The sequence below is a fragment of the Marinobacter sp. Hex_13 genome (assembly GCF_001566815.1).
Classification (GTDB): domain Bacteria; phylum Pseudomonadota; class Gammaproteobacteria; order Pseudomonadales; family Oleiphilaceae; genus Marinobacter; species Marinobacter salarius.
On record NZ_LSMM01000036.1, the window covers coordinates 1 to 25439 of the forward strand.

The 25439-nt window shown below is 57.7% G+C and carries 21 protein-coding genes and 1 tRNA gene; 2 read left to right on the plus strand and 20 right to left on the minus strand.

The genetic code is table 11. The annotated features are described in order from the left end of the window. Positions 1-251: 251 nt before the first annotated feature. The 13 genes from rpsO to rlmE all read right to left on the minus strand — a co-directional run bounded on the left by rpsO (position 252) and on the right by rlmE (position 13238). On the minus strand, positions 252-521 hold the full coding sequence (rpsO, locus tag AXW11_RS09165; RefSeq protein ID WP_007153099.1) for a 30S ribosomal protein S15: 270 nt from the start codon (positions 519-521) through the stop codon (positions 252-254). A gap of 91 nt (positions 522-612) precedes the next feature. Further along, positions 613-1533 carry a tRNA pseudouridine(55) synthase TruB gene (gene truB, locus AXW11_RS09170; RefSeq protein ID WP_091642836.1) on the minus strand — a complete coding sequence of 307 codons (921 nt, stop codon included), beginning with the start codon at positions 1531-1533 and terminating at the stop codon, positions 613-615. Continuing rightward, on the minus strand, positions 1530-1967 hold the full coding sequence (gene rbfA, locus AXW11_RS09175; RefSeq protein WP_036207858.1) for a 30S ribosome-binding factor RbfA: 438 nt from the start codon (positions 1965-1967) through the stop codon (positions 1530-1532). Before rbfA ends, truB begins: the two co-directional genes overlap by 4 nt. 25 nt (positions 1968-1992) lie before the next feature. Beyond that, complete coding sequence (gene infB / locus AXW11_RS09180; protein WP_091642834.1) at positions 1993-4554, minus strand: translation initiation factor IF-2; 2562 nt, start codon at positions 4552-4554, stop codon at positions 1993-1995. Between the two features lie 17 nt (positions 4555-4571). Beyond that, a complete protein-coding gene (nusA, locus tag AXW11_RS09185; protein ID WP_036212210.1) occupies positions 4572-6065 on the minus strand; it encodes a transcription termination factor NusA in 1494 nt (497 codons plus the stop codon). Between the two features lie 42 nt (positions 6066-6107). Beyond that, on the minus strand, positions 6108-6569 hold the full coding sequence (gene rimP / locus AXW11_RS09190; protein ID WP_036212208.1) for a ribosome maturation factor RimP: 462 nt from the start codon (positions 6567-6569) through the stop codon (positions 6108-6110). 329 nt (positions 6570-6898) lie between these two features. Further along, positions 6899-6983: transfer RNA gene (locus AXW11_RS09195), tRNA-Leu, on the minus strand. A 7-nt stretch (positions 6984-6990) separates the two neighbouring features. Continuing rightward, positions 6991-7371 (minus strand): preprotein translocase subunit SecG, encoded by a 381-nt coding sequence (gene secG, locus AXW11_RS09200; protein WP_036212204.1) that lies wholly within the window; start codon positions 7369-7371, stop codon positions 6991-6993. A 49-nt stretch (positions 7372-7420) separates the two neighbouring features. After that, a complete protein-coding gene (gene tpiA / locus AXW11_RS09205) occupies positions 7421-8179 on the minus strand; it encodes a triose-phosphate isomerase (protein WP_091642831.1) in 759 nt (252 codons plus the stop codon). Positions 8180-8254: 75 nt separating this feature from the next. Continuing rightward, complete coding sequence (gene glmM / locus AXW11_RS09210) at positions 8255-9598, minus strand: phosphoglucosamine mutase (RefSeq protein ID WP_091642828.1); 1344 nt, start codon at positions 9596-9598, stop codon at positions 8255-8257. Continuing rightward, positions 9595-10428 carry a dihydropteroate synthase gene (gene folP, locus AXW11_RS09215; RefSeq protein ID WP_085679072.1) on the minus strand — a complete coding sequence of 278 codons (834 nt, stop codon included), beginning with the start codon at positions 10426-10428 and terminating at the stop codon, positions 9595-9597. The genes glmM and folP overlap by 4 nt, the downstream gene beginning before the upstream one ends. Positions 10429-10521: 93 nt before the next feature. Then, positions 10522-12465, minus strand: coding sequence for an ATP-dependent zinc metalloprotease FtsH (gene ftsH / locus AXW11_RS09220; protein ID WP_220387378.1), 1944 nt, complete (start codon positions 12463-12465; stop codon positions 10522-10524). 152 nt (positions 12466-12617) lie between these two features. Next, positions 12618-13238: a 23S rRNA (uridine(2552)-2'-O)-methyltransferase RlmE gene (gene rlmE, locus AXW11_RS09225; RefSeq protein ID WP_041333801.1), complete on the minus strand. Its 621-nt coding sequence runs from the start codon at positions 13236-13238 to the stop codon at positions 12618-12620. A 164-nt stretch (positions 13239-13402) separates the two neighbouring features. On the opposite strand from rlmE, the gene yhbY reads away from it, so the two are divergent. Then, complete coding sequence (gene yhbY / locus AXW11_RS09230; protein ID WP_091642825.1) at positions 13403-13714, plus strand: ribosome assembly RNA-binding protein YhbY; 312 nt, start codon at positions 13403-13405, stop codon at positions 13712-13714. Positions 13715-13804: 90 nt separating this feature from the next. Here yhbY and greA read toward each other — a convergent pair whose 3' ends face one another. The 7 genes from greA to grpE all read right to left on the minus strand — a co-directional run bounded on the left by greA (position 13805) and on the right by grpE (position 23492). Further along, on the minus strand, positions 13805-14284 hold the full coding sequence (gene greA / locus AXW11_RS09235) for a transcription elongation factor GreA (RefSeq protein ID WP_082040532.1): 480 nt from the start codon (positions 14282-14284) through the stop codon (positions 13805-13807). A gap of 4 nt (positions 14285-14288) precedes the next feature. After that, on the minus strand, positions 14289-17504 hold the full coding sequence (gene carB / locus AXW11_RS09240) for a carbamoyl-phosphate synthase large subunit (protein WP_091642823.1): 3216 nt from the start codon (positions 17502-17504) through the stop codon (positions 14289-14291). After that, positions 17504-18628 carry a glutamine-hydrolyzing carbamoyl-phosphate synthase small subunit gene (gene carA, locus AXW11_RS09245; protein WP_091642820.1) on the minus strand — a complete coding sequence of 375 codons (1125 nt, stop codon included), beginning with the start codon at positions 18626-18628 and terminating at the stop codon, positions 17504-17506. The genes carB and carA overlap by 1 nt, the downstream gene beginning before the upstream one ends. Before the next feature lie 201 nt (positions 18629-18829). After that, entirely contained in the window at positions 18830-19630 is an 801-nt protein-coding gene (gene dapB, locus AXW11_RS09250) for a 4-hydroxy-tetrahydrodipicolinate reductase (RefSeq protein WP_041333799.1), read from the minus strand. Between the two features lie 11 nt (positions 19631-19641). After that, on the minus strand, positions 19642-20772 hold the full coding sequence (gene dnaJ / locus AXW11_RS09255; RefSeq protein ID WP_041333797.1) for a molecular chaperone DnaJ: 1131 nt from the start codon (positions 20770-20772) through the stop codon (positions 19642-19644). A 78-nt stretch (positions 20773-20850) separates the two neighbouring features. After that, positions 20851-22776, minus strand: coding sequence for a molecular chaperone DnaK (gene dnaK / locus AXW11_RS09260; RefSeq protein WP_091642817.1), 1926 nt, complete (start codon positions 22774-22776; stop codon positions 20851-20853). A 110-nt stretch (positions 22777-22886) separates the two neighbouring features. Further along, positions 22887-23492 carry a nucleotide exchange factor GrpE gene (grpE, locus tag AXW11_RS09265; protein ID WP_091642814.1) on the minus strand — a complete coding sequence of 202 codons (606 nt, stop codon included), beginning with the start codon at positions 23490-23492 and terminating at the stop codon, positions 22887-22889. Between the two features lie 246 nt (positions 23493-23738). Here grpE and recN point away from each other — a divergent pair, with 246 nt between their 5' ends. Further along, a complete protein-coding gene (gene recN, locus AXW11_RS09270) occupies positions 23739-25418 on the plus strand; it encodes a DNA repair protein RecN (protein ID WP_041333796.1) in 1680 nt (559 codons plus the stop codon). The last annotated feature ends 21 nt before the right edge of the window (positions 25419-25439 follow it).

A 25439-nucleotide genomic window follows, 5' to 3' on the forward strand; every position in this document is an offset into this window, starting at 1 on the left:
TTATCCGCTATAACTGCAACATCGCCTGAAGTGATGAACTGAAGGGTAGCCCGTCTGAAAGCTAACAGGCTGTTGCAAAACCCCGGGGCGTAAGCCACCTGGCTAAACCGGGCTTTTCAACAACCTGCTATCAATTTCAGCTTTCCGTTACGACAGGGAGTTCCTTCAGGGTTCACAGACAGACACGATGCAGGAGAGAGGCACAACCAGCGGGACTATCAAAGCCCCGCCGGCCGTTAAGTACAACCGGATTAGCGACGCAGGCTCAGACGCTGGATCAGGTCCAGGTAGCGGTCTGCGTTCTTACGCTTCAGGTAATCCAGCAGTTTACGACGCTGGTTAACCATCCGGATCAGACCACGGCGGGAATGGTGATCCTGCTTGTTGGTCTTGAAGTGATCCTGCAGCTTGTTGATGTTGTGGCTCAACAGTGCAACCTGAACTTCAGGAGAACCGGTATCGCCATCACCCTGCTGAAAATCCTTAACGATCTGTGCTTTCTCGTCGGCAGAAAGTGCCATAAAACTCACCTCATTGTCGCGATGCTATCGAATTCGGCCGAACCACGCATCTCTACAGCCCGGCTAACTGGCAATAACCCTCAAAGGGCTATCAGCCACTCTTCACCAGACGACGAGGCACCAGTTTGGTCGCCTCCCCCTCCGGGAATCCTTCCGCCAGCCCGACAAAACGCCCGTTGCCATAAAGGCGAACGAACCCTTCCGCGGGCTGACCCGATATTCTAACTGGTTGTCCGTTCAATATCGACACCAGCGAACTGCCTTCCAGATCCCGCTCCGGGAACATGGACAGAGCAGCATCCGGGGCCACCAGCAGGCCATCCAGACTTTCACCTTCTTCGCGCATGGACTCCAGCACTGAAACCTCTCGGGCATCCGCCAGCGTGAAACCGGAGGCCATGGTGCGGCGCAATGCCGTGACATGGGCACCGCAGCCCAATGCCTCGCCAATGTCCTCCACCAGCGAGCGAATATAGGTGCCTTTCGTGCAACTTACCGCGATATCAATCTCAGTTTCGCGCACCTCCAGCAGCGTCAGCTCGTATATGGTCACCGGGCGCGACGGACGCTCCACCTCAATACCTTCGCGCGCGTATTCATAGAGCGGTTTGCCCTTGTGTTTTAGCGCGGAGTACATGGAGGGAACCTGCTGGATATCGCCACGAAAGCGTTCCAACACCGGCTCCAGGGCATCGGCATCGAGCCCAGGGGGCACCGGTTTCTCAGCAACCACGGCACCTTCGCTGTCCCCGGTTTCGGTACGGACACCCAGGCGAGCGGTGGCGATGTAGGCTTTGTCGCTGTCCAGCATCATCTGGGAAAACTTGGTGGCTTCACCAAAGCACAACGGCAGCACGCCGGTGGCCAGCGGGTCCAACGCACCGGTGTGACCGGCCTTGGCCGCCCCGAACAGGCGTTTTACCTGCTGCAGGATGCCGTTGGACGTAATGTCCATCGGCTTGTCGATCACCAGTATGCCGTTAACATCGCGGCCTTTACGACGTCGACTCAAGCCTTTTGCTCCGGATCATCAGACGCCCCGTCGTTGCGGGCGTCGTCGTCACGGTCAACCACTGGCTTGTCGCCAACCGCTTCCCGAATCAGATTGTCCATGTGACGGCTGTGCCCAAGCAACGTATCGAAATGAAAACGCAACTGGGGCGTCACCCGCAATTTCATGGCACGGCCGACCTGCCCTTTCAGGAAGCCAGCCGCTTTATTCAGCACTGTCAGGGAATCCCGCACCTGCGGCGACTCCTCGGTCAGCTCTTCGGTGGTCAGCAGCGATACGTAAACGTCTGCATAACCCAGGTCACGGCTCACCTTGACGGCATTCACCGTGACCATGCCCACCCGCGGGTCTTTGACCTCCCGCTGGATGAGCTGGGCCAGCTCCCGCTGCATCTGATCGCCGATGCGATCAATCCGGCTGAACTCTCTTGGCATCAGGTTTCCTTTAATCTCAGGCGCATCACGCGCCGGTGGACTCAAGCTTACGCTCAACCCGAACGCGATCGAATACCTCGATCTGGTCGCCGACCTTCACGTCGTAGCCCTTAACGCCGATACCACACTCCATACCGTTGCGGACTTCGGGTACGTCATCCTTGAAGCGGCGCAGCGATTCCAGCTCGCCTTCAAAGATAACCACGTTGTCACGCAGGACACGGATCGGCTTGTTGCGGTAAACGTTACCCTCGGTGACCATACAGCCAGCCACCTGGCCAAACTTCGGCGAACGGAACACATCACGCACATCGGCAATGCCCACGATATCCTCGCGGAATTCCGGCGCCAGCATGCCGGTCAGAGCTGCTTTCACATCATCAATCAGGTTGTAGATGATGCTGTAGTAGCGCAGATCCAGACCTTCCTGCTCCACCAGACGCTTGGACGCGGTGTCCGCACGCACGTTGAAGCCGAAGATAACCGCGTTGGTCGCCATGGCCAGACTGATGTCCGTCTCTGCGATACCACCAACGCCCGACGACACGATCTTGACCTGTACTTCGTCGTTACCAAGATCCTGCAGCGACTTGGTGATGGCTTCCAGGGAACCACGAACGTCGGTCTTGAGCACTACGTTGAGGGTTTTGACCTCGTCCTTGCCCATATTCTCGAACAGGTTCTCAAGCTTCGCAGCCTGCTGCCTGTGCAGACGCTGCTCCCGCTCGCGGGACTGACGGAATTCCGCCAGTTCCTTGGCCTTCTTCTCGTCAGCCACAGCAAAGAACTCATCACCAGCGTTCGGCGTGCCATTCAGGCCCAGGATTTCCACCGGAATGGAAGGCCCGGCTTCTTTGACCTGCTTGCCGGCCTCGTCGGTCATGGCGCGAACCTTACCGAAGAAGGAACCAGCCACCACCATCTCGCCCTGACGGAGCGTGCCGTTCTGCACCAGTACGGTAGCCACGGAACCGCGACCACGCTCAAGGCTGGATTCGACCACTACACCCTTCGCAGGTGCATCCGGAGAGGCCTCGAGCTCAAGGATTTCAGCCTGCAGCAGCAGTGCCTCAAGCAGATCTTCAATGCCGTCACCGGTATGGGCGGATACAGGGATAAACTGAACGTCACCGCCCCAGTCTTCCGGAATAACTTCCATACCCGCCAATTCGGTCTTGATACGATCCGGGTCGGCCTCTTCCTTGTCCATCTTGTTGATGGCAACGACGATGGGAACGCCGGCGGAACGTGCGTGATCCACGGCTTCCTTGGTTTGCGGCATAACGCCGTCATCGGCGGCCACCACCAGGATAACGATATCGGTGCACTGGGCACCCCGCGCACGCATCGCCGTGAAGGCGGCGTGGCCCGGAGTATCCAGGAAGGACACCATGCCATGGTCGGTTTCAACGTGGTACGCACCGATGTGCTGGGTGATACCCCCAGACTCGCCGGACGCCACCTTGGTGCGGCGAATGTAATCCAGCAGTGAGGTCTTACCGTGGTCAACGTGACCCATCACACTGACAACCGGCGCACGTTTGGTCTTTTCCTTGCCTTCAAAGGAGAATTCGCTCAGAACCTCTTCCTCAAACGCATCTTCACTCACTGTGTTGGCTTTGTGACCGAGTTCCTCAGTCACCAGCACAGCGGTTTCCTGATCGAGAGCCTGGTTGATCGTCGCCATTACCCCCATGCCCATCAGTTTCTTGATGACGTCCGCTGACTTGACCGCCATCCGCTGGGCAAGATCACCCACTGTGATCGTCTCGGGAATATCGACTTCTCGTACCATTGGCTTGGTCGGCCTCTCGAAAGCATGACGCTTTTCTTTGGGTTTCTTTTTCGCACGGAGCGGCTTGCGCAGCGTGGTGTCTTCTTCCTCTTCATTGATAATCAGAGGCTCTTCCACCGGACGGCTGCGCGGCCCACGATGCCCTGCGGACTTCTTCTTGGGCTTGCCCTCTTCGGGCTCATCACCGCGCTCGCGGGCCTTTTCCTTCTTCTTCTTCGGCTTTCGATCCTTGCCTTCGCCTTCTTCAGGCGGCGGAATCGGCATGTCTTCCGGCGCGGGAACCGGTGACGGTTCCGGCTCAGCAGCCACTTCCGGCTGAGCTTTTTCAGCCGGTTTTTCGTCAGCAGCCGGCTCTTCAGCCGGAGAATCTGACACCGGCGCTTCCGGCTTCGGCGCATCCGCAGGCTGTGCCTGCTCAGCCGCGACTGGCGCTGGGGCCTCTTCCGGGGACGCAGCCGCCTGCTCGGCAGCTTCTTCCTGCTTCGCCGCTTCCGGCTCGAGCTCGGCGCGCTTGATATACGTACGGCGCTTGCGAACCTCAACATTGACCGTTTTGGTACGGCCCGCTTTCAGCGTGGTTGTTGTCTTGCGCTTAAGAGTGATTTTCTTGGGCTCAGCCTCACTCTCACCGTGATTCTTTTTCAGATAGGTCAGCAACTGCTGCTTCTCATCACTGGTAACAGAATCCCCTTCGGAGCGGGCTTTCAGGCCAGCCTCCACGATCTGTCGCAGCAAACGATCCACGGGAGCGCCTACATCTGCGGCCAGTTGTTTTACCGTTACATCAGCCATACTGGTCCTCCTCCCGATTAAGCCTGGTCTTCAAACCAGGGGGCGCGTGCTGCCATAATCAACTGGCCGGCACGCTCTTCTTCCATTCCTTCAATGTCGAGCAAGTCGTCAACCGACTGCTCTGCAAGATCTTCCATGGTACGAATCCCCATACCGGCCAGCTTGAAAGCCAGGCCACGATCCATACCGTCCATTGCGAGAAGATCTTCTGCGGGCTCAGCGCCCTCTAGCGCCTCTTCACTGGCCAGGGCCTGATTCAACAGGGCATCCTTGGCACGGCGACGCAATTCGGTCACGGTTTCTTCATCAAAACCGTCAATGGCAAGCATCTCTTCCATGGGGATGTACGCTACCTCCTCAATGGAGGTAAACCCTTCCTCAATGAGGACACCTGCAAATTCTTCGTCCACATCCAGATTGCCGGTGAAGTGCTCGAGCAGAGAATTATACTCCTGCTCCTGACGCTCACCTGCTTCCTCTTCTGTCATGACGTTCAGCGTCCAGCTGGTAAGGTCCGTCGCCAACCGAACATTCTGACCATTCCGGCCAATCGCCTGGGCCAGATTGTCCTCAGCTACTGCCACTTCCATGGTATGGCGGTCCTCGTCCATGACGATGGACGCCACTTCCGCCGGTGCCATGGCATTGATGACCAGTTGCGCGGGATTGTCGTCCCACAGCACGATATCCACACGCTCGCCACCCAACTCGTTGGAAACTGCCTGTACTCGTGAACCACGCATGCCCACGCAGGCACCCACCGGATCAATCCGGCGGTCGTTGGTCTTGACCGCAATCTTGGCGCGGGAGCCTGGGTCCCGGGCTGCGCCACGAATTTCAATCAGCTCCTCCGCGATTTCCGGCACCTCAATGCGGAACAGTTCGATCAGCATCTGCGGATCGGTACGGCTCAGAATCAGCTGCGGGCCGCGATGATCGGTACGGATTTCCTGCAGCAGAGAGCGCACACGATCACCCATCCGGAACGTTTCACGGGGAATCAGGTGTTCACGGGGCAGCAAGGCTTCGGCGTTGGCACCCAGATCCACGATGACGTTGTCACGTGTCACTTTCTTTACGGTGCCAGAGACGAGCTCACCCACGCGATCCCGGTAGCTGTCGACAATCTTGGTGCGCTCGGCTTCCCGCACTTTCTGGAATATGATCTGCTTCGCTGCCTGGGCACCAATACGGCCGAAGGCAACGGATTCCACTTTCTCTTCGTGGATATCGCCGGGCTGCAGACTCTTGTCGATTTCTTCCGCTTCCTGCATGGTCAGCTCGGTGCCCAAAGCAGGAACCGCATCGTTATCAACCACCAGCCAGCGACGGAACGTTTCATATTCGCCGGTGCGGCGATCGATGGAAACGCGGATGTCCGCCTCCTCGTCGTCGTAGCGTTTTTTGGCAGCGGTGGCGAGTGCCAGCTCGATTGCTTCGAAGATCACGTCCTTCTCGACACCTTTCTCGTTCGAGACGGATTCAACCACCAGCAAGATCTCTTTACTCATTGGATTGCCCTGCCCTTAAAAATAAACTTTGCGTCCACTGACTTACTCAAATACCGGAACGATGTTGGCTTTCTCGATGCTATCGAATGGCAACAGGTATTCGTGATCATCAACAACCACGACAACGTCTTCACCTTCAATGCCTTTAATCAGGCCCTGAAACTTGCGACGCCCCTCAAATGCCATTCGTAATTTGATCTGGACCTGGTGGCCTGCGAATGCCTCATATTGCTCCAGACGGAACAACGGCCGGTCCATGCCCGGAGAAGATACCTCCAGGGTATACTCCGTCTGAATGGGGTCTTCCACATCCATTACGCCGCTGGCCTGGCGACTGACTTTCTCACAGTCTTCAATGCCGATGCCGTTTTCAGCATCGTCAATAAAAATTCTCAACAGGGAATGGTGTCCCTGGGAGCGAAATTCAATGCCCCAAAACTCGTAACCCAGGCCTTCCACAATGGGCCTGAGCAATTCTTCCAGCTGCTTCAACTTGGCTGACAAGGTTATCCCGTCTCCGTTACTCGATTTTTCCGACCCCAAAAACAAAAAAAGGGCTGTTGATCAGCCCTTTTTATGCACCAGGGCCTGATGCGCCAGGCCCCTTAATCAAAAAGCCCCTAAAAAGTGGGGCCCTTTGTTGCAAGAACTCACAGGGGAAAAGCAATCTAAACACCCCCTGCTGACAGACACCTGGCCTGCCTGGAACCGGCAGGGCAAATGTGCCCGGAGCCCGCTCCAATATCCGCCGGAGTATAGAGACGCCGGCCTTACTGGTCAAGGACTGACCAAAAAAAACGGCCTGGTAAATCCAAGCCGTTTTTCTTCTTATATGGTGCCCAGGGCCGGACTCGAACCGGCACGGCTTTCGCCACTACCCCCTCAAGATAGCGTGTCTACCAGTTCCACCACCTGGGCAGCACCTTTACTCGAGCTCGGGGAGTTTATTTTCATCCCCGCGCCCGTCTTCGCCTTCTGTCGCTGATTCACCCTCAGCCTGCCCGGCATCCGATTCGGCCGGTGACTCCTGGACTACAGGAATACCCGCCTCACCTGCCACTTCGGCACGCTGCTTGGCAAATACAGCCAGCGAAAAACTCGTTACAAAAAATACGATAGCCAGCAAAGTTGTGGCACGGGTCAGAAAGCTACTGCTGCCCTCGCTGCCAAACACGGTCTGGGAGGCGCCGCCACCAAATGCAGCACCGGCATTGGCACCCTTACCCTGCTGGAGCAGGACCAGCGTCACCAGCGCCACCGCAATGAGCACGTGCAGAACGACAACCAGTGTTTCGACCCAATCCATAATGACTCTCTAATGACTCTTGCTAATGGCTTTCGCGAACCTTTAACGCTCAGGACTTGCCTGGCACCGCCCGGCAAATACTTACAAAATCGCTTGCATCCAATGACGCGCCACCAATCAACCCACCATCGATGTCCGGCTGAGCAAAAAGCGCCGCGGCATTATCCGCTTTTACACTGCCGCCGTAAAGCAGCGATATCTCATCCGCCGGAGCCCCAAGGGACTTCAACACATCGCGGATAGCGGCATGCATGGCCTGGGCATCATCAGCGGTGGCGGTTTTACCCGTTCCTATGGCCCAAACCGGCTCATAGGCAATCACAACCTGCTGCCATGACTCACTGCCAACGTCAACGAGGGCCTTGCGAACCTGTCGCGACACGACACTTTCAGCCTTGCCCGCATCACGTTCTTCGAGGGTCTCGCCAACGCAAACAACAGCGACCAACCCTGACGTCAGGGCCTGCCCGACCTTGGTGGCAACCTGCTCATCGGTTTCGCCGAAGAGCTGCCTGCGCTCCGAATGCCCGACCAAGGTAAAACCACAGCCGCAATCTTTTGCCATCGCCGCGGAGATTTCCCCGGTGTAGGCGCCTGAACCCCAGCACGCTACATTCTGAACACCAACAGCCAGCTTATCGCCAGCCTGCTCAGCGACATCGCCAACAAACAGGGCGGGAGGAATAATAACAGCCTCCACACCATTATCAAACGATGCTAATTCGGACCGGACTTGACCAACCAGATTGCTTACCAAGTCTTTCGACCCGTTCATTTTCCAGTTGCCGGCGACAATCTTACGGCGCATAAAAAATCCCTGATTCAAGGGAGGGCGAACTATACAGCAGTCTTTTACAGCAGACAACTGCCCCTAAGCACAAAATCATGCCCGGGAATTCTCAACCACAACAGCCAGTTCCTCGGCAATTTTCACGATTTGTGCCTCATCCTGCCCTTCCGTCATTACCCGGATCAGAGGCTCGGTGCCCGATGCCCTCAGCAGCACGCGACCACCGCCACCCAGCCTGGCTTCCGCCGACTCCACGGCCCTGACAATATCGTCACGCCCGAGAGGATCAAAGCGCTGCTTGACCCGCACATTGATCATCTTCTGAGGCAACTTGCTCATACCCTGGCGAAGGTCTGCCAGGGAGCTACCTGCGCGACGAATGGCCAACAATACCTGGAGCGCAGACACAATACCGTCACCAGTGCTGGTGCAATCCCGGATGACCATATGGCCGGAACCTTCACCGCCGAGCAGCCAACCCCTGTCGATAAGCCGCTCCATGACGTAACGGTCGCCGACTTTGGCACGCTCGAAATCAATACCCTGCTCCCTGAGCGCCAACTCAACGCCCAGATTGGTCATCAGGGTGCCCACAACACCCCCTTTCAAGGTTCCGGCGGCATGACGTTGTGCGGCGATAACGTAGAGCAACTCGTCGCCATCGACTTCCGAGCCGTCACGATCCACCATGAGCACCCGGTCACCGTCGCCATCAAAGGCGATCCCGAGATCGGCCTGCTTCTCCAGAACGGCCTTGCTCAATGACCCCATGTGAGTGGAACCGACATTAAGATTGATATTCAGACCATCAGGCTCGCCCCCTACCACGGAAATCTTCGCCCCCAACTCACGGAACACTTTCGGGGCAACGTGGTAGGTAGCACCGTGCGCGCAATCCAGGACAATATGAAGTCCTTCGAGTGAAAACTCGTTGGGTACCGTACTCTTACAGAACTCAACGTATCGGCCTGGTGCGTCATCAACCCGGAACGCCTTGCCTAACTCTTTCGAGCCGCAGACCTCAATGGGCTTATCCAGCCACTTCTCGATCTCTGTTTCCAAAGCATCATCCAGCTTGGTCCCAGCGGGGGAGAAAAACTTGATACCGTTGTCGTGGTGCGGATTATGGGACGCACTGATGACAATACCCGCGGAGGCGCGAAAGGTTCGGGTCAAGTAGGCGATCGCAGGGGTGGGCATGGGCCCGAGCAACTTCACGTCCACTCCGGCCGCGGACAAACCTGCCTCGAGGGCGGATTCGAACATATAGCCCGAGAGACGGGTGTCTTTACCAATCAGCACACTGTTGCGCTGCCCATCCCGCTTGAAGGCCTGCCCCGCAGCCCAACCCAGGCGCAGCATAAATTCGGGGGTTATTGGAAATTCGCCCACCCGACCCCGGATACCGTCCGTGCCGAAATATTTTCTGTCGCTCATCGTCCAGCTTCCTCCATTGCCGTCACCACTTTAACGGCATCGACTGTTTCCCTGACATCGTGGACGCGAATGATGGATGCGCCCTTCATGGCGGATATTGTCGCGGCAGCGAGGCTTGCGGGCAAGCGTTCACTGACATCACGACCGGTGATATGGCCCAGCATGCTCTTGCGGGACATGCCCACCAGAATCGGGTGCCCCAGCAACTGCAGCTGTTCCAGCGAGGCCAAGAGCTGCAGGTTGTGCTGCGGAGACTTGCCAAAACCAAAGCCGGGATCAAGGATGATGTTGTCTGGCCGCACACCGGCTTTCTCTATCACCCGCATTCGCTCGGTAAGAAACGAACTCACCTCCCGCCGCACACTCCGGTAGCGAGGATCATCCTGCATGGTATCCGGCTCACCCTGAATGTGCATGACACACACCGGCACTCCAGCGCTTGCCACCACCTCGGGCGCGCCATCCCGCTGCAACGCCCTGACGTCGTTGATCATCCCGGCACCGAGCTTCACCACCTCTGCCATAACCTGGGGAGAACTGGTATCAACCGAAACGACAACGTCCAAATCACGGGCAATCGCCTCCACCACCGGACACACTCGCTCAAGCTCTTCCTCGACAGACACCGGCGTGGCACCTGGCCGCGTGGACTCACCACCCACATCAATAAAAGCCGCACCGTCCGCCACCATCTCGCGGGCCCTTGCCAGGGCAATCTCAACGGTATTGTACCGACCTCCATCCGAAAAGGAGTCCGGCGTCACGTTCAGAATCCCCATGACGTGGCAGCCAGACATATCCAGAACCCTGCCCGCGAAATTTATCTGCATAAATAACCTTTTCTGCAACCCGCAAAAACAAACGCCGCCCCGTCAGGGGCGGCGTTCAGTCTTCAACTACATCGGATCAGTATCCAGCCTGGCTCAGTGCTCACCGGCCGGTCGACCAACACCTGGTTGGCGACCGTCGTCGGAACCCTTCGGAGCAGGCGCCTGCTCAGGCTCATCAGCCGGAACACCACCGGAGGGACCGCTATCACCCCAACCTTTCGGCGGACGGGGCTCACGACCTTCCATGATGTCATCAATCTGGTGACGGTCGATGGTCTCGTATTTCATCAGGGCGTCCGCCATCAGGTCGAGCTTGTCACGGTTATCGACGAGCAACTGCTTCGCCTTTTCATAACAGCTGTCAATGATGTTGCGAACTTCCTCATCAATACGCTGCGCCGTTTCCGGAGAATAGACCGTTTGCGCCTGACCGGCAGAGCGACCGAGGAAAGGCTCTTCGCTGTCTGTATCGTACTGCAGCGGGCCGAGCTTCTCCGACAGCCCCCAACGCGTGACCATATTACGCGCCAGACTGGTTGCCCGCTCGATATCGTTGGAAGCACCGGTGGTGACACCATCGAAACCAAGGGTCAGTTCTTCGGCAATACGGCCACCAAACAGACTGCAGATGGAACTGATCAGGAAGCGCTTGCTGTGGCTGTACTTGTCTTCCTCTGGCAGGAACATAGTGACACCCAATGCGCGGCCGCGAGGAATAATACTGACCTTGTAGACCGGATCATGCTCAGGCATCAGACGCCCGACAATGGCGTGACCGGACTCGTGGTAAGCCGTATTACGCTTCTCTTTCTCGCTCATGACCATGGATTTGCGCTCGGCGCCCATCATGATCTTGTCTTTCGCGAGCTCAAACTCTTCCATGGAAACCAGACGCTGGTTACGACGGGCCGCAAACAACGCAGCTTCGTTCACCAGGTTCGCCAGGTCAGCACCCGAGAAGCCGGGCGTGCCACGGGCAATCAACACAGGCTCCACCCCATCGGCCAGAGGCACTTTCTTCATGTGAACCTTGAGAATCTGCTCACGACCGATGATGTCCGGCAGCCCGACAACGACCTGGCGGTCAAAGCGACCCGGGCGGAGCAACGCCGGATCCAGTACGTCCGGACGGTTGGTGGCAGCAATCACGATAACGCCTTCGTTACCTTCGAAGCCGTCCATCTCTACCAGCAACTGGTTCAGTGTCTGCTCACGCTCGTCGTGACCGCCACCCATGCCAGCGCCACGATGGCGGCCAACGGCATCGATCTCGTCGATGAAGATGATACAGGGGCTCTGCTTCTTGGCCTGCTCGAACATGTCACGGACACGGGAGGCACCCACGCCCACGAACATTTCCACGAAGTCCGAACCGGAGATCGAGAAGAATGGCACCTTGGCCTCGCCGGCAATCGCCTTGGCGAGCAGGGTCTTACCGGTACCCGGCTGACCCACCATCAGTACGCCCTTGGGGATACTGCCACCAAGACGCTGGAACTTGCTGGGATCCCGCAGGAAATCCACCAACTCCTTGACGTCTTCTTTGGCCTCGTCGACACCGGCAACGTCACCAAAGGTAGTTTTGATCTGATCCTCGCTCATCAGGCGGGCTTTACTCTTGCCAAAGGACATAGGCCCTTTGCCACCGCCACCGCCCTGCATCTGTCGCATGAAGAATACGAACAGCGCGATAATGATAAGGATGGGGAAGGCAGCCACCAACAGTTGGGTCCAGAGGCTTTGACGCTCCGGCTCCTTACCGATGACTTCCACGTTGTTGGCCAGCAGATCATCCATCAGCTTGTTGTCGGACACCTGGGGGCGGATGGTCTGGAACTGGGAGCCGTCACCACGGATACCCTGAACCTGCAGACCGTCAATGGTGACCTGACGGACCTGTCCGTCCTGCACCATTTCCACAAACTGCGAATAATTGACCTGTTGTCCGCTGGTGGTGGGTGTGAAATTCTGAAACACCATCAGCAGTACGGCGGCTATAATCAGCCAGAGAACCAGATTTTTTGCCATATCGTTCAAGGATCGTCACCTGTGAATTGAAGGATCGCCCCGTCAGGAGAAAGCCTTTTCTGACACCTTACACCAATTGTACGCCCGTCCACCAGAATCGGCCTATCCGTATCGACCACTGCGGGGGTGTCAATCCCACGGTCATTCCGTTCCGGGGCGGGTCAGCCCTTAAATCCCTTGCACACCTGATAAATCTCCCTGGATCTTGCGCGGGAGGAGTCAGGCTTCCTGCTGACAACGGTGCCAAAACTTTTACGCATTTCAGCCAGCAGGGCATCAAATCCCTCTCCCTGAAATACCTTGGCGACAAACACGCCGCCGGGCTTCAGGACTTGCTGAGCCATATCCAGCGCCAGCTCCACCAAGCCCATGGCGTTGGGAATATCCACTGCCGCCATACCACTCATATTGGGTGCCATATCCGAAATTACAACGTCAGCGCGGCGATCACCCAGTAAATCCAGCAATTCGTCAAGCACTGACTGCTCGGTGAAATCGCCCTGAACGAACGCCACACCCGCAATCGGGCTCATCTCGAGAATATCGCTGGCGACCACCGTGCCGTTGTCACCAACCCGTTCTACCGCCACCTGGGACCAGCCACCAGGCGCGGCCCCCAAATCCACAACGGTCTGCCCGGGCCGGAACAGGCGGTCTTTGTTGTCGAGCTCAATCAGCTTGTAGCTGGCCCGCGAACGATAGCCGTCTTCCCGGGACTTTTTGACCCAGACATCATCAAAATGTTCCTTCAGCCAGCGGTCACTGGTTTTCGAGCGAGCCAAGACCTACCTCCATAAAGCACTCCAATTGGACCTCCAATCATCTGGGTACGTGGTAACGGCGATTTCACCGGCCGATTGATCTGATACAATCCCGCGATTATACGGAATTGGCGAGCATTTCGCCGCTGACGTTTTATTAATCGCACCCATAAAGAGATCACATAATGAGTCTTTCGCCGGAACAGCGCCGGGAATACCGGGGCATCGCCCACAACCTGAAGCCCGTTATCATTGTCGGCGACAAGGGCCTGACCGAAGGGCTTCAGGAGGAACTCGAGCGGGCCCTGAACGATCACGAGCTGATCAAGATCAAGGTTGCCAGCCAGGACCGCGAAACCCGCCAGGAAGCCGTTGCCGCCCTGTGCGAAGCCGCCGGTGCGGAGCTGGTGCAGACCATCGGCAAGATCGCCGTGATCCTGCGCCGGGCGAAAAAGCCCAACCCCAAGCTGTCCAACCTGCTGCGCCAGAAACACTGACGCTGCCAGCACGCTAGAACCGCACAATGTAAAAAGCCGGCTGCTGTTCGCAGCCGGCTTTTTGTTTGCAGAATCCGCACCCGATGAACGTCAGATGTGCTCTACCTGCTCGATTTCATACTCAACGGTCCCCGAAGGCACGCGCACGGCAACCACGTCGCCCTCGCTTTTACCTACCAGCGCCCGCGCGATCGGCGAGGAAATGGACAGCTTCCCAGCCTTGATGTCTGCCTCATCCTCACCAACGATCTGGTAGCTGACCTGCTCGTCGGTATCGACATTGAGCAGCCGCACCGTGGTGCCGAAGATCACCTTGCCGGTGTTTTCGATGGTGTTAACGTCGATCACCTGGGCTGCGGACAGCTTGCCCTCGATTTCCTGGATACGCCCTTCGATAAAGCTCTGCTGCTCACGAGCGGCGTGGTATTCCGCGTTCTCTTTCAGGTCGCCGTGTTCGCGGGCATCGGAAATAGCCGCGATCACCCGGGGACGATCTTCGGACTTCAGTTTCTGAAGCTCCTCACGTAGGCGGATTTCCCCCGCCTTTGTCATGGGTACTCTGTCAGCCATAGTCTTACTTTCCTGCGTGTAGATCCTGGAGGCGGCGCACAGTGCGCTCGGGGCCGAATTTAATGGCCCTGCAGAAGGCTTCGCCGCCCGCCAGTGTCGTTGTATAGGTCACCTTGGTCTGCAGGGCCGACTGGCGAATCTGTGCCGAGTCGGAAATCGCCTTGCGACCTTCGGTGGTGTTAATAATCAGCTGCACCTGACCATTCTTGATGGCGTCCACGATATGCGGACGCCCTTCACGAACCTTGTTCACCCGATCAACAGTGAGCCCGGCCTGTTTCAACGCCTTGGCGGTACCGGTGGTAGCAATCACCTTGAAGCCAGCGTCAATCAGGTCCTGCGCCACTTTCGCGGCCCCGGGCTTGTCGACGTCCCGCACGGACATGAAGGCCGTACCCTTGGCCGGCAGACGCTCACCGGAGGCCAGGGCCGCCTTGGCGAAGGCTTCGTCGAAGCTGTCACCAATACCCATCACCTCACCGGTGGACTTCATTTCCGGCCCCAGGATGGGATCCACCGCCGGGAACTTGTTGAACGGGAACACCGATTCCTTGACGGAATAGTAAGTCGGCACGATCTCCTGGGTGAAGCCCTGCTCTGCCAGTGACTTGCCAGCCATGCAACGGGCCGCCACCTTGGCCAGGGACACCCCGATGGCCTTGGACACAAACGGCACGGTACGGGACGCCCGCGGGTTCACCTCGATCACGTAGATCTCGCCACCCTGCCAGGCCAGCTGCACGTTCATCAGGCCGATAACATCCAGTTCAATGGCCATCTTCCGCACCGCTTCGCGCATTTCATCCTGCACGTCTTTCGGCAGGGTGTAGGGCGGCAGGGAACAGGCGGAATCACCGGAGTGCACGCCCGCTTGCTCAATGTGCTGCATGATGCCACCGATGACCACGTCCTTGCCGTCGCTGATGGCGTCAATGTCCACTTCGATGGCGGCGTTGAGGAAGTGATCCAGCAGCACCGGGCTGTCGTTGGAGACCAGCACGGCATTGCGCATGTAGCGAACCAGCTCCTCCTCGTCATAGACGATTTCCATGGCCCGACCACCCAGCACGTAGGAGGGGCGTACCACCAGCGGATAACCAATCTCGCGAGCCGCCAGGATGCCTTCTTCGTGGCTGCGCACGGTGGCATTCTCCGGCTGAATCAGGCCGAGGCGGCCGATCATCTGCTGGAAACGCTCCCGGTCTTCGGCGCGGTCGATGGCATCCGGGCTGGTACCGATAATCGGCACACCCGCCGCTTCCAGGCCACGGGCCAGCTTCAGCGGGGTTTGGCCGCCGTACTGGACAATCACGCCCTTGGGTTTTTCGACGTGGATGATTTCCAGCACGTCTTCCAGGGTAATGGGCTCGAAGTAGAGCCGATCCGAGGTGTCGTAGTCGGTGGAAACGGTTTCCGGGTTGCAGTTGATCATGATGGTTTCATAACCATCGTCGCGCATAGCGAGGGCGGCGTGAACACAGCAATAATCAAACTCAATACCCTGACCGATGCGGTTGGGGCCACCGCCAATGACAACGATTTTCTCGCGATCAGAGGCACCCGCCTCACACTCTTCCTCATAGGACGAATACATGTAGGCGGTTGATGAGGCAAATTCAGCCGCGCAGGTATCCACCCGCTTGTAGACCGGGCGAATGTCCAGATCATGGCGCAGCTTGCGCAAGCTGACTTCAGAAATGCTGAGCAGCTTGGCCAAGCGCGCATCGGAGAACCCTTTGCGCTTGAGGCGGAACAGCGTATCGCGATCAATATCCGCCTTGCCGGCGGATTTGAGGGCAGCCTCTTCTTTGATCAGGTCTTCGATCTGTACCAGATACCATGGATCTACATGCGTGTTGTTGAACACTTCTTCCACGGTCATCCCGGCTCGGAAGGCATCGCCGATGTACCAAAGGCGCTCGGCTCCAGGCACATTCAGTTCCTGGGTGAGGGTTTCCTGGCCGTCGGTGGTGCTTAGGTCGACCTTCTCTTCAAAACCGTCGGAGCCCACTTCCAGACCACGCATGGCCTTCTGCAGCGACTCCTGGAAGGTACGACCGATGGCCATCACCTCACCCACGGATTTCATCTGGGTGGTCAGGCGCGCATCAGCCTGGGGGAACTTCTCGAAGGTGAAGCGCGGAATCTTGGTGACCACATAGTCGATGCTGGGCTCGAACGAGGCCGGAGTAACACCACCGGTGATTTCATTGCGCAGTTCATCAAGGGTGTAACCCACCGCCAGCTTGGCCGCCACCTTGGCAATCGGAAAACCCGTTGCCTTGGACGCCAGCGCCGAAGAACGCGACACCCGGGGATTCATTTCGATGACGACGACACGGCCGTTGTCCGGGTTTACGCCAAACTGCACGTTGGAACCGCCAGTTTCCACACCGATCTCACGCAGTACCGCCAGAGAGGCGTTCCGCATGATCTGATATTCCTTGTCGGTGAGCGTCTGGGCCGGCGCGACGGTGATGGAGTCACCGGTGTGCACGCCCATCGCGTCAAAGTTTTCAATGGCGCAGACGATGATGCAGTTGTCGTTTTTGTCGCGGACAACTTCCATCTCGTACTCTTTCCAGCCAATCAGGGACTCATCGATCAGCAACTCGTTGGTCGGCGACAGGTCCAGACCACGGGTGCAGATTTCCTCGAATTCGTCGCGGTTGTAGGCAATACCGCCGCCGGAACCACCCATGGTGAAGGACGGGCGGATGATGCAGGGAAATCCGATGTCGTTGGCCACTTCCCAGGCTTCCGCCATGGAATGGGCGATCGTGGCGCGAGGGCACTCCAGGCCAATCTTCTTCATGGCCTTGTCAAAACGATCACGGTCTTCAGCTTTATCGATGGTGTCGGCGTTGGCGCCGATCATTTCCACACCATGCTCAGCCAGAACGCCGTGCTTTTCGAGGTCCAAAGCGCAGTTCAGGGCTGTCTGACCACCCATGGTAGGCAGCAATGCATCCGGCTGCTCTTTCTCGATGATCTTGGCAACGGTCTTCCAGGTGATGGGCTCGATGTAGGTGGCATCGGCCATTACCGGGTCGGTCATGATCGTGGCCGGGTTGGAGTTCACCAGAATAACCCGGTACCCCTCTTCACGCAGGGCTTTACAGGCCTGGGCTCCAGAGTAGTCAAACTCGCACGCCTGCCCGATCACGATGGGGCCCGCGCCCAGGATCAGAATGCTTTTAATGTCGGTACGCTTTGGCATCAACGTGCCTCCATCAGGCGGATAAATTCATCAAACAACGGCGCTACGTCGTGCGGGCCGGGGCTCGCCTCCGGGTGACCCTGAAAACTGTAGGCTGGCTTGTCGGTACGGCGGATTCCCTGCAGAGAACCGTCGAACAGGGATTTGTGGGTCGCCTCCAGATTGTCCGGCAGGCTGGTTTCGTCCACTGCAAATCCGTGGTTCTGACTGGTAATCATCACGGTACCATCGGCGATGTTCTGTACCGGATGGTTGGCGCCATGGTGGCCATGCCCCATCTTGATGGACTTGGCCCCGCTGGCCAGGGCCAGCAACTGGTGGCCAAGACAGATGCCGAAAACCGGAATGTCGGTCTCCAACACATCGCGAATGGCGCTGATGGCGTAGTCACATGGCTCGGGGTCGCCGGGGCCGTTGGACAGGAAAATACCATCGGGATTCATCGCCAGCACATCGGCAGCGGGGGTCTGGGCTGGCACAACAGTGATATCACAGCCGCGACTGGCCAACATGCGCAGGATGTTGAGCTTCACACCGTAGTCCCAGGCGACGACCTTGAATTTTGATTCGGTGCGCTCGCCATAGCCACTTTCGATATCCCACTCACTCTGGCTCCAGGTCCAGGTTTTTTCCGAGGTGACTTCCTTCGCCAGATCCATGCCTTTCAGGCCCGGAAAAGCGTTGGCCAGCTCCAGAGCACGCTCGGCCGTGGCGTCTGCGCCGGCGACCACGGCGCCATTCTGGGACCCTTTATCCCGCAGGATTCGGGTCAGGCGACGGGTATCGATATCGGCAATGCCGACGATGTTGTTGTCGCGCAGGTAGTCCTGTAGCGAGCCGGTGCTGCGCCAGTTGCTCACCAGCAGGGGCAGATCACGGATTATCAGGCCGGAGGCCTGGACGCGATCGGATTCGATGTCTTCTTCATTCACACCGGTGCTGCCGATGTGAGGGTATGTGAGGGTGACAATCTGGCGGGAGTAGGACGGGTCGGTCAGGATCTCCTGATAACCGGTCATGGCGGTGTTGAACACCACCTCTCCGCTGGTTTCCCCTTCAGCGCCAATGGCGGTGCCGTAGAACAGGCTTCCGTCTGCGAGTGCAAGGATGGCAGGTGTACTCAAGGCTTGTATCCTCATCGAGTGGCGTACAGGTTCGTCACGAACAGGAACGCAAGCGCAAATTCAGGTCGCAAAAAAGCGAGAGGGAGTTGAACTCCGTCCCGCTTTTTCTGTTGAGCGTTGTCAAAGCTACGCTTGGTGCAGTTAAACCGCCTTATTGTACGAAATATGGCAGTTTGTGTCCACGCGAAATCTTACTCGTCGCTACTTCAGCCCCAACACATCCTGCATGTCGTACAACCCGGCCGGCTTACCTTCCAACCACAAGGCCGCACGCATCGCACCTTTGGCAAACGTCATCCGGCTGCTGGCTTTGTGGGTAATTTCAATGCGTTCGCCCTCAGTGGCGAACAGAACGGTATGATCACCAACCACATCGCCGGCCCGAATGGTTTCGAAGCCGATCTCCTTGCGGGTACGCTCCCCGGTAAAGCCTTCACGGCCGTAGACAGCACATTCCTTTAGGTCTCGACCGAGGGCATCGGCGACAACTTCGCCCATTCGCAAGGCCGTGCCCGACGGCGCGTCTTTCTTGTGGCGGTGGTGGGCTTCGATGATTTCCACATCGTAGTCGTCGCCCAGGGCTGCAGCGGCGGTGCGCAGCAGGTTGAGGGTGACGTTGACGCCCACACTCATGTTGGGGGCAAACACCACCGGGGCCTTTTCGGCGGCAACGGCGAGCTGTTCTTTCTCGGCGTCGGTCAGGCCGGTGGTACCGATCACAATCATTTTGCCGTTGGTTTTACAGAATTCCGCATTTTCCAGGGTCAGATCCGGGAAGGTGAAGTCGATGAGTACGTCGAAATCCTCCTTCACTTCGGCGAGGCTGCCAGCCATCTTGACGCCAGTCTTACCAATGCTGGTCATTTCACCGGCGTCGGCGCCGATAAGACTGCTGCCAGGCTCGACGACTGCCGCGCCAAGTTCCAGGCCTTCAGTTCCGTCAACGGCTTCGATCAACACTTTGCCCATGCGCCCTGCGGCGCCGATGATTGCTACCCTCATCACGTCTGCCCTCAGAATTTCATTTCGTCGAAGAAGCTTTTCACACCTTCAAACCAGGAGGTTTTTCGCGGACCGTGCTGGTTGCCATCGCCACCGTCCAGGGTCTTCTGGAATTCTTCCAACAACTCTTTCTGACGCTTGGTGAGGTTAACCGGAGTTTCCACAACCACGCGACACAGCAAATCACCGGACGGACCACCACGAACCGGGCTAACGCCCTTGTTCCGCAAACGGAACAGCTTGCCGGTCTGAGTCTCCGGTGGAATCTTCAGCTTAACGCGACCATCGAGCGTCGGCACTTCAAGTTCGCCACCGAGACTGGCATCCACGATGCTGATAGGCACTTCGCAGTAGAGGTTGCGACCATCACGGGTAAAGATGGAATGCTCCCGAACCGCGACCTGCACGTAGAGATCACCGGAAGGGCCACCTTCAACACCCATCTCGCCTTCACCGGAGAGACGAATACGATCACCGGTATCCACGCCCGGCGGCACCTTGACGGACAGCGTTTTCTCTTCCTGGATGCGACCGGCACCGTGACACTTCTTGCACGGGTTCTTGATAATCTTGCCGGAACCGCGACAGGTAGGACACGCCTGCTGCACAGTGAAGAAGCCCTGCTGCATCCGTACCTGACCCATGCCATTACAGGTACCACAAGCCTCCGGCCGTGAGCCCTTCTCGGCCCCGGAACCGTCACAGGTGTTGCACTCGGTGTGGCCAGGAATCCGAATCTGGACGGTTTTGCCTTTTACCGCCTCTTCCAGGTCCAACTCCAGGGTGTAACGCAGGTCAGCCCCGCGCGTATTGCGGCCACCGCGACCGCCACCAAAGATATCACCAAACACATCGCCAAAGATGTCGGAGAAGCTGGCACCACCGCCGCCTCCTCCGAATCCGCCGCCGGCAGAGCCATCAACACCGGCGTGGCCAAACTGGTCGTAGGCTGCGCGCTTGGAGGAATCGGAGAGTATTTCATAAGCTTCACTGGCTTCCTTGAACTTATGATCGGCGTCCTCATCATCCGGATTCCGGTCAGGATGATACTTCATCGCAAGCTTGCGGTAGGCTCGCTTGATCTCTTTTTCATCCGCTTCCCGGGACACCCCGAGAATCTCGTAATAGTCGCGCTTGGCCATGCTCTAAAACCCTGTTGGTAAAACGAGGAAAACGCGGAAGAGCTCCCGCGTTTTCCAACTGCCTGATGATCTTAAGTTTTATCGCTTGTCGTCGTCTTTGACTTCTTCAAACTCGGCATCAACGGCGTCGTCGCTGGAACCGGACTGGGCAGACTCTTCGCCCCCGGCCTGCTGCGCCTGCTCTGCCTGATCCGCGTACATCTTCTGGGCCATTTCAGAAGACGCTTCCGTCAGCTTCTGAGTCTTGGCCTCGATGTCGTCCTTGTCAGAACCAGCCAGAGCTTCTTCCAGCTCCTTGATCGCAGCTTCGATAGACTCTTTCTCGCCGTCAGACACTTTGTCACCAGCATCGGCCAGGGTCTTGCGCACGGTATGGACCATCGCGTCACCCTGGTTGCGGGCCTGGACCAGCTCTTCGAACTTGCGATCCTCGTCGGCGTTGGCTTCCGCGTCCTGAACCATCTTCTCGATTTCGTCGTCGTTCAGACCTGAAGACGCCTTGATGACGATGGACTGCTCTTTACCGGTCGCCTTGTCTTTGGCCGACACGTTCAGGATACCGTTGGCATCGATATCGAAGGTGACTTCGATCTGCGGCGTACCACGGGGCGCCGGCGGAATGTCCGCCAGGTCGAAGCGACCCAGTGACTTGTTCTGTGTCGCCTGCTTCCGCTCACCCTGGACCACGTGAATGGTCACTGCAGTCTGGTTGTCATCCGCAGTGGAGAAAGTCTGCGACTTCTTGGTCGGGATCGTGGTGTTCTTGTCGATCAGCGGTGTCGCCACGCCACCCATGGTTTCGATACCCAGGGTCAGCGGGGTAACGTCCAGCAGCAGAACGTCTTTCACATCACCGGAGAGCACGGCCGCCTGGATGGCAGCACCCATGGCTACAGCTTCATCCGGGTTCACGTCCTTACGCGCTTCCTTACCGAAGAAGTTCTTCACTTTTTCCTGAACCATCGGCATGCGGGTCTGACCGCCGACCAGGATGACTTCGTCGATTTCACCGATCTTGGCACCGGAATCTTCCAGCGCGGTGCGGCACGGCGCGAGACTGCGCTCGACCAGCTCTTCAACCAGTGACTCCAGCTTGGCACGAGTCACTTTCACGTTCATGTGCTTGGGACCACTGGCGTCTGCCGTCACGTAAGGCAGGTTCACATCGGTCTGCTGGCTGCTGGAAAGCTCAATCTTCGCCTTCTCAGCCGCTTCCTTCAGTCGCTGCATCGCCAACGAGTCGCCACGCAGGTCAATGCCACTGTCTTTCTTGAACTGATCGGCAAGATACTCGATCAGCTTCATGTCAAAGTCTTCACCACCCAGGAAGGTGTCGCCGTTGGTGGCCAACACTTCGAACTGGTGCTCACCGTCCACATCGGCGATCTCGATGATGGAGATGTCGAAGGTGCCACCACCCAGGTCATAAACAGCAACAGTACGGTCACCGCTCTTCTTGTCGAGACCATAGGCCAACGCAGCAGCAGTTGGCTCGTTGATAATCCGCTTCACGTCCAGACCAGCGATCTTGCCGGCGTCTTTGGTGGCCTGACGCTGGCTGTCGTTGAAGTAGGCCGGCACGGTGATAACCGCTTCGGTCACTTTCTCGCCCAGATAGTCTTCTGCGGTTTTCTTCATCTTCTTGATGATTTCCGCAGACACCTGCGGCGGCGCCATCTTCTCGCCTTTCACTTCGACCCAGGCATCACCGTTGTCTGCCTTGGCGATCTTGTACGGCACCATCTTGATGTCTTTCTGGACCACGTCGTCTTCAAAGCGACGACCGATCAGACGCTTGATGGCGTAGAGGGTGTTGTTCGGGTTGGTGACCGCCTGGCGCTTGGCAGATTGACCTACCAGCGTTTCACCGTCTTCGGTATACGCCACGATGGACGGGGTAGTGCGATCACCCTCGGCGTTTTCGATAACCTTGACCTTGTCGCCATCCATAATGGCTACACAGGAGTTTGTGGTTCCCAGGTCGATACCAATGATCTTACTCATGCAATTACTCCAATTCGGTTGTTCAATTCAGTTCCGGCTGCCTTGAAAGTTGCCCCGGAGTCCCGGTGCGCCGCCTGTTTACTGGCTATATTGGCGCTTTAATCTGCTTTTCAAGCCTGCTCGTCGATTTTTGGCGCGTCTTCAGCCTTGGCGACCACCACCATCGCGGGACGAACAAGGCGATCGTTCAGGGTGTAGCCCTTCTGGACCACAGCCACCACACTGTTGGGCTCGGCATCAGGTGCCGGCACCATGGACATGGCCTCGTGCTGCTGGGGATCAAACGGCTCACCCACGGGGTTAAGCTGAACCACATTGAACTTGCCTAGACTCCCCATGAACAGATTAAGAGTCATCTCGACCCCTTCACGAATAGAGGCCACCAGTTCGCCGGCACTTTCATGCCCCTCTGTGCTTTCAACCGCCTTTTCCAGACTGTCAGCGACCGGCAGAAGCTCCTTCACAAACTTCTCCAGCGCGAATTTGTGGGCTTTCTCCACATCGATCTCAGCGCGACGGCGAACATTCTGCATCTCCGCCTGGGAACGCAACATCTGCTCCTGAAACTCCTGCGCCCGGGCCTTCAGGGCCTCAACTTCGCTTTCCGGAGCGGCTTCGGCACTGTCTTCCGTCGCCGTTTCTTCCTCGGGAGCGGCTTCCGCAGTGTCTTTCAACTCTTCTTCCACCTGTTCGTTACGATTCTCGTCAGCGCTCATGACTACTCCTGCTTGATCGTCGGCGGCCAGACGACCGGCCAGTTAACGTTTGGTTTCCGACCGCCATGGGCCGAAAAAAACATGTTTGCGAACGGATATGGGGCCCGTATCGGATGTTTCAACCGTTGCGCACCTCATTCATTCACAAATTCGCCAGCCGATGTTTGCAAACAGCAAAAACCCTGTATATATTCACAGTCACTGTATGTAATCACAGTATTCAGGAATTGAGCGGAGGACCTCTGCATGCTCACACAGCTCACTGTTTCCAATTACGCCATTGCCGAGCGGGTCGAACTTCAGTTTGGAAAGGGTATGACGGCGCTGACCGGAGAGACCGGTGCCGGCAAATCCATTGTCCTGGACGCCCTCGGCCTTGCCATGGGCGGGCGCGCCGACGCTGGCGCCGTACGCCATGGTGCCAAACGCGCCGATATTACCGCTACTTTCGACGTGTCCCGCATTGCCGAAGCCCGGCAATGGCTGGAAAACCATGAGCTCGACGATGACAACGAATGCATCCTGCGCCGAGTGATCAGCAAGGATGGCCGCTCTCGCGCCTACATCAACGGCCAGCCCTGCCCCCTTGCCCACCTGAAAGATCTGGGCAGCGCCTTGATGGACATCCACAGCCAGCACCAGCACCAGTCCCTGCTGCGCAAGGAGACTCACCGCAAACTGCTGGACGAGTTCGCTGGCGCAGAAGCGTTGGGAGAGCAAACCAGGGATGCATGGAAAGCCTGGCACAAAACCCGCCAGCGGCTGACCGAACGCCAGCAGAATGCCGATGAGACAGAAGCCCGCCTGCAGCTACTGCGCTACCAGGTGGAAGAACTGGATCGCCTGGCGCTGGAAGACGGAGAGCAGGCAGAGCTGGAGAAAGAACAGGAACGGCTCAGCCATGCCGACACGGTGCTACACAACAGCCATCAGGCTACCCTGCTATGCACGGAAGATGAGAATAGCGCAGCGGATCTGGTGCGCCAGGCTTTACAGCAACTGGAGCAGTTGCCGGTGGAGGTACCGGCACTGACGGAAACCATCCAGATGCTGAATGAAGCCCAGATTCAGATCACCGAGGCTGGCGACAACCTGCGCCACTTTGTGGAAGATTACGACGCCGACCCAGCCCGACTGGCCGAAGTGGAAGAGCGCCTGAGTGCCATTTACCAGATGGCCCGCAAGCACCGCATCACACCGGAGACTCTCCCGGAATTCCACCAGAGCCTGAGTGCCGAACTGGCATCGCTGGACGACGGCGAGGGCAGCGTTGAGAAGCTGGAGGCGGAACTGGAAGAACAGCGAAGCCACTTCAATACCCTGGCCACCGAGTTGTCGAACGCACGCCAACAGGCTGCTGCCAACCTCGATCAGCGCATCGCGGAGGAGCTCGCCCAACTGAGCATGCCAGCGGTCCAGTTCGTAACCCACCTGAGCCGCAACAAAGGCGACGAGCCTGCGCCCCACGGCCTGGAAGACATTGAATTCCTGGTCAGCGCCAACCCGGGCCAACCCGCACGTCCGCTAGCCAAGGTAGCCTCGGGTGGCGAACTCTCACGCATCAGCCTGGCCATTCAGGTGGTGGTTGCGCAAACTTCCACCACACCAACACTGGTCTTTGACGAGGTGGATGTAGGCATTGGTGGCGGCACCGCCGAAGTGGTTGGTCGCTTGCTTCGCAGCCTGGGCAGTAATGGACAGGTGTTGTGCGTCACCCATCTTGCCCAGGTAGCGGCCCAGTGCCATCAGCACCTGTTCGTCAGCAAGTTTACGGAATCAGACGCCACTTACTCGAAGATCGAGTCATTGGACGACAATGGCAGGGTCAGCGAAGTGGCAAGAATGCTCGGTGGTGTGGATATGACCGAACACACCATTGCCCATGCCCACGAAATGTTCACGAAAGGCCAGGCTACGCATCACTGAACAGTTTGAAAGGTAAGCGTA

What these genes read in the sequence shown, in the direction of transcription:
- rpsO (WP_007153099.1), bottom strand. Translation starts at nt 521, where the DNA reads ATGGCACTTTCTGCCGACGAGAAAGCACAGATCGTTAAGGATTTTCAG.
- rbfA (WP_036207858.1), bottom strand. Translation starts at nt 1,967, where the DNA reads ATGCCAAGAGAGTTCAGCCGGATTGATCGCATCGGCGATCAGATGCAG.
- infB (WP_091642834.1), bottom strand. Translation starts at nt 4,554, where the DNA reads ATGGCTGATGTAACGGTAAAACAACTGGCCGCAGATGTAGGCGCTCCC.
- nusA (WP_036212210.1), bottom strand. Translation starts at nt 6,065, where the DNA reads ATGAGTAAAGAGATCTTGCTGGTGGTTGAATCCGTCTCGAACGAGAAA.
- secG (WP_036212204.1), bottom strand. Translation starts at nt 7,371, where the DNA reads ATGGATTGGGTCGAAACACTGGTTGTCGTTCTGCACGTGCTCATTGCG.
- tpiA (WP_091642831.1), bottom strand. Translation starts at nt 8,179, where the DNA reads ATGCGCCGTAAGATTGTCGCCGGCAACTGGAAAATGAACGGGTCGAAA.
- glmM (WP_091642828.1), bottom strand. Translation starts at nt 9,598, where the DNA reads ATGAGCGACAGAAAATATTTCGGCACGGACGGTATCCGGGGTCGGGTG.
- folP (WP_085679072.1), bottom strand. Translation starts at nt 10,428, where the DNA reads ATGCAGATAAATTTCGCGGGCAGGGTTCTGGATATGTCTGGCTGCCAC.
- yhbY (WP_091642825.1), top strand. Translation starts at nt 13,403, where the DNA reads ATGAGTCTTTCGCCGGAACAGCGCCGGGAATACCGGGGCATCGCCCAC.
- greA (WP_082040532.1), bottom strand. Translation starts at nt 14,284, where the DNA reads ATGGCTGACAGAGTACCCATGACAAAGGCGGGGGAAATCCGCCTACGT.
- carB (WP_091642823.1), bottom strand. Translation starts at nt 17,504, where the DNA reads ATGCCAAAGCGTACCGACATTAAAAGCATTCTGATCCTGGGCGCGGGC.
- dapB (WP_041333799.1), bottom strand. Translation starts at nt 19,630, where the DNA reads ATGAGGGTAGCAATCATCGGCGCCGCAGGGCGCATGGGCAAAGTGTTG.
- dnaJ (WP_041333797.1), bottom strand. Translation starts at nt 20,772, where the DNA reads ATGGCCAAGCGCGACTATTACGAGATTCTCGGGGTGTCCCGGGAAGCG.
- dnaK (WP_091642817.1), bottom strand. Translation starts at nt 22,776, where the DNA reads ATGAGTAAGATCATTGGTATCGACCTGGGAACCACAAACTCCTGTGTA.
- grpE (WP_091642814.1), bottom strand. Translation starts at nt 23,492, where the DNA reads ATGAGCGCTGACGAGAATCGTAACGAACAGGTGGAAGAAGAGTTGAAA.
- recN (WP_041333796.1), top strand. Translation starts at nt 23,739, where the DNA reads ATGCTCACACAGCTCACTGTTTCCAATTACGCCATTGCCGAGCGGGTC.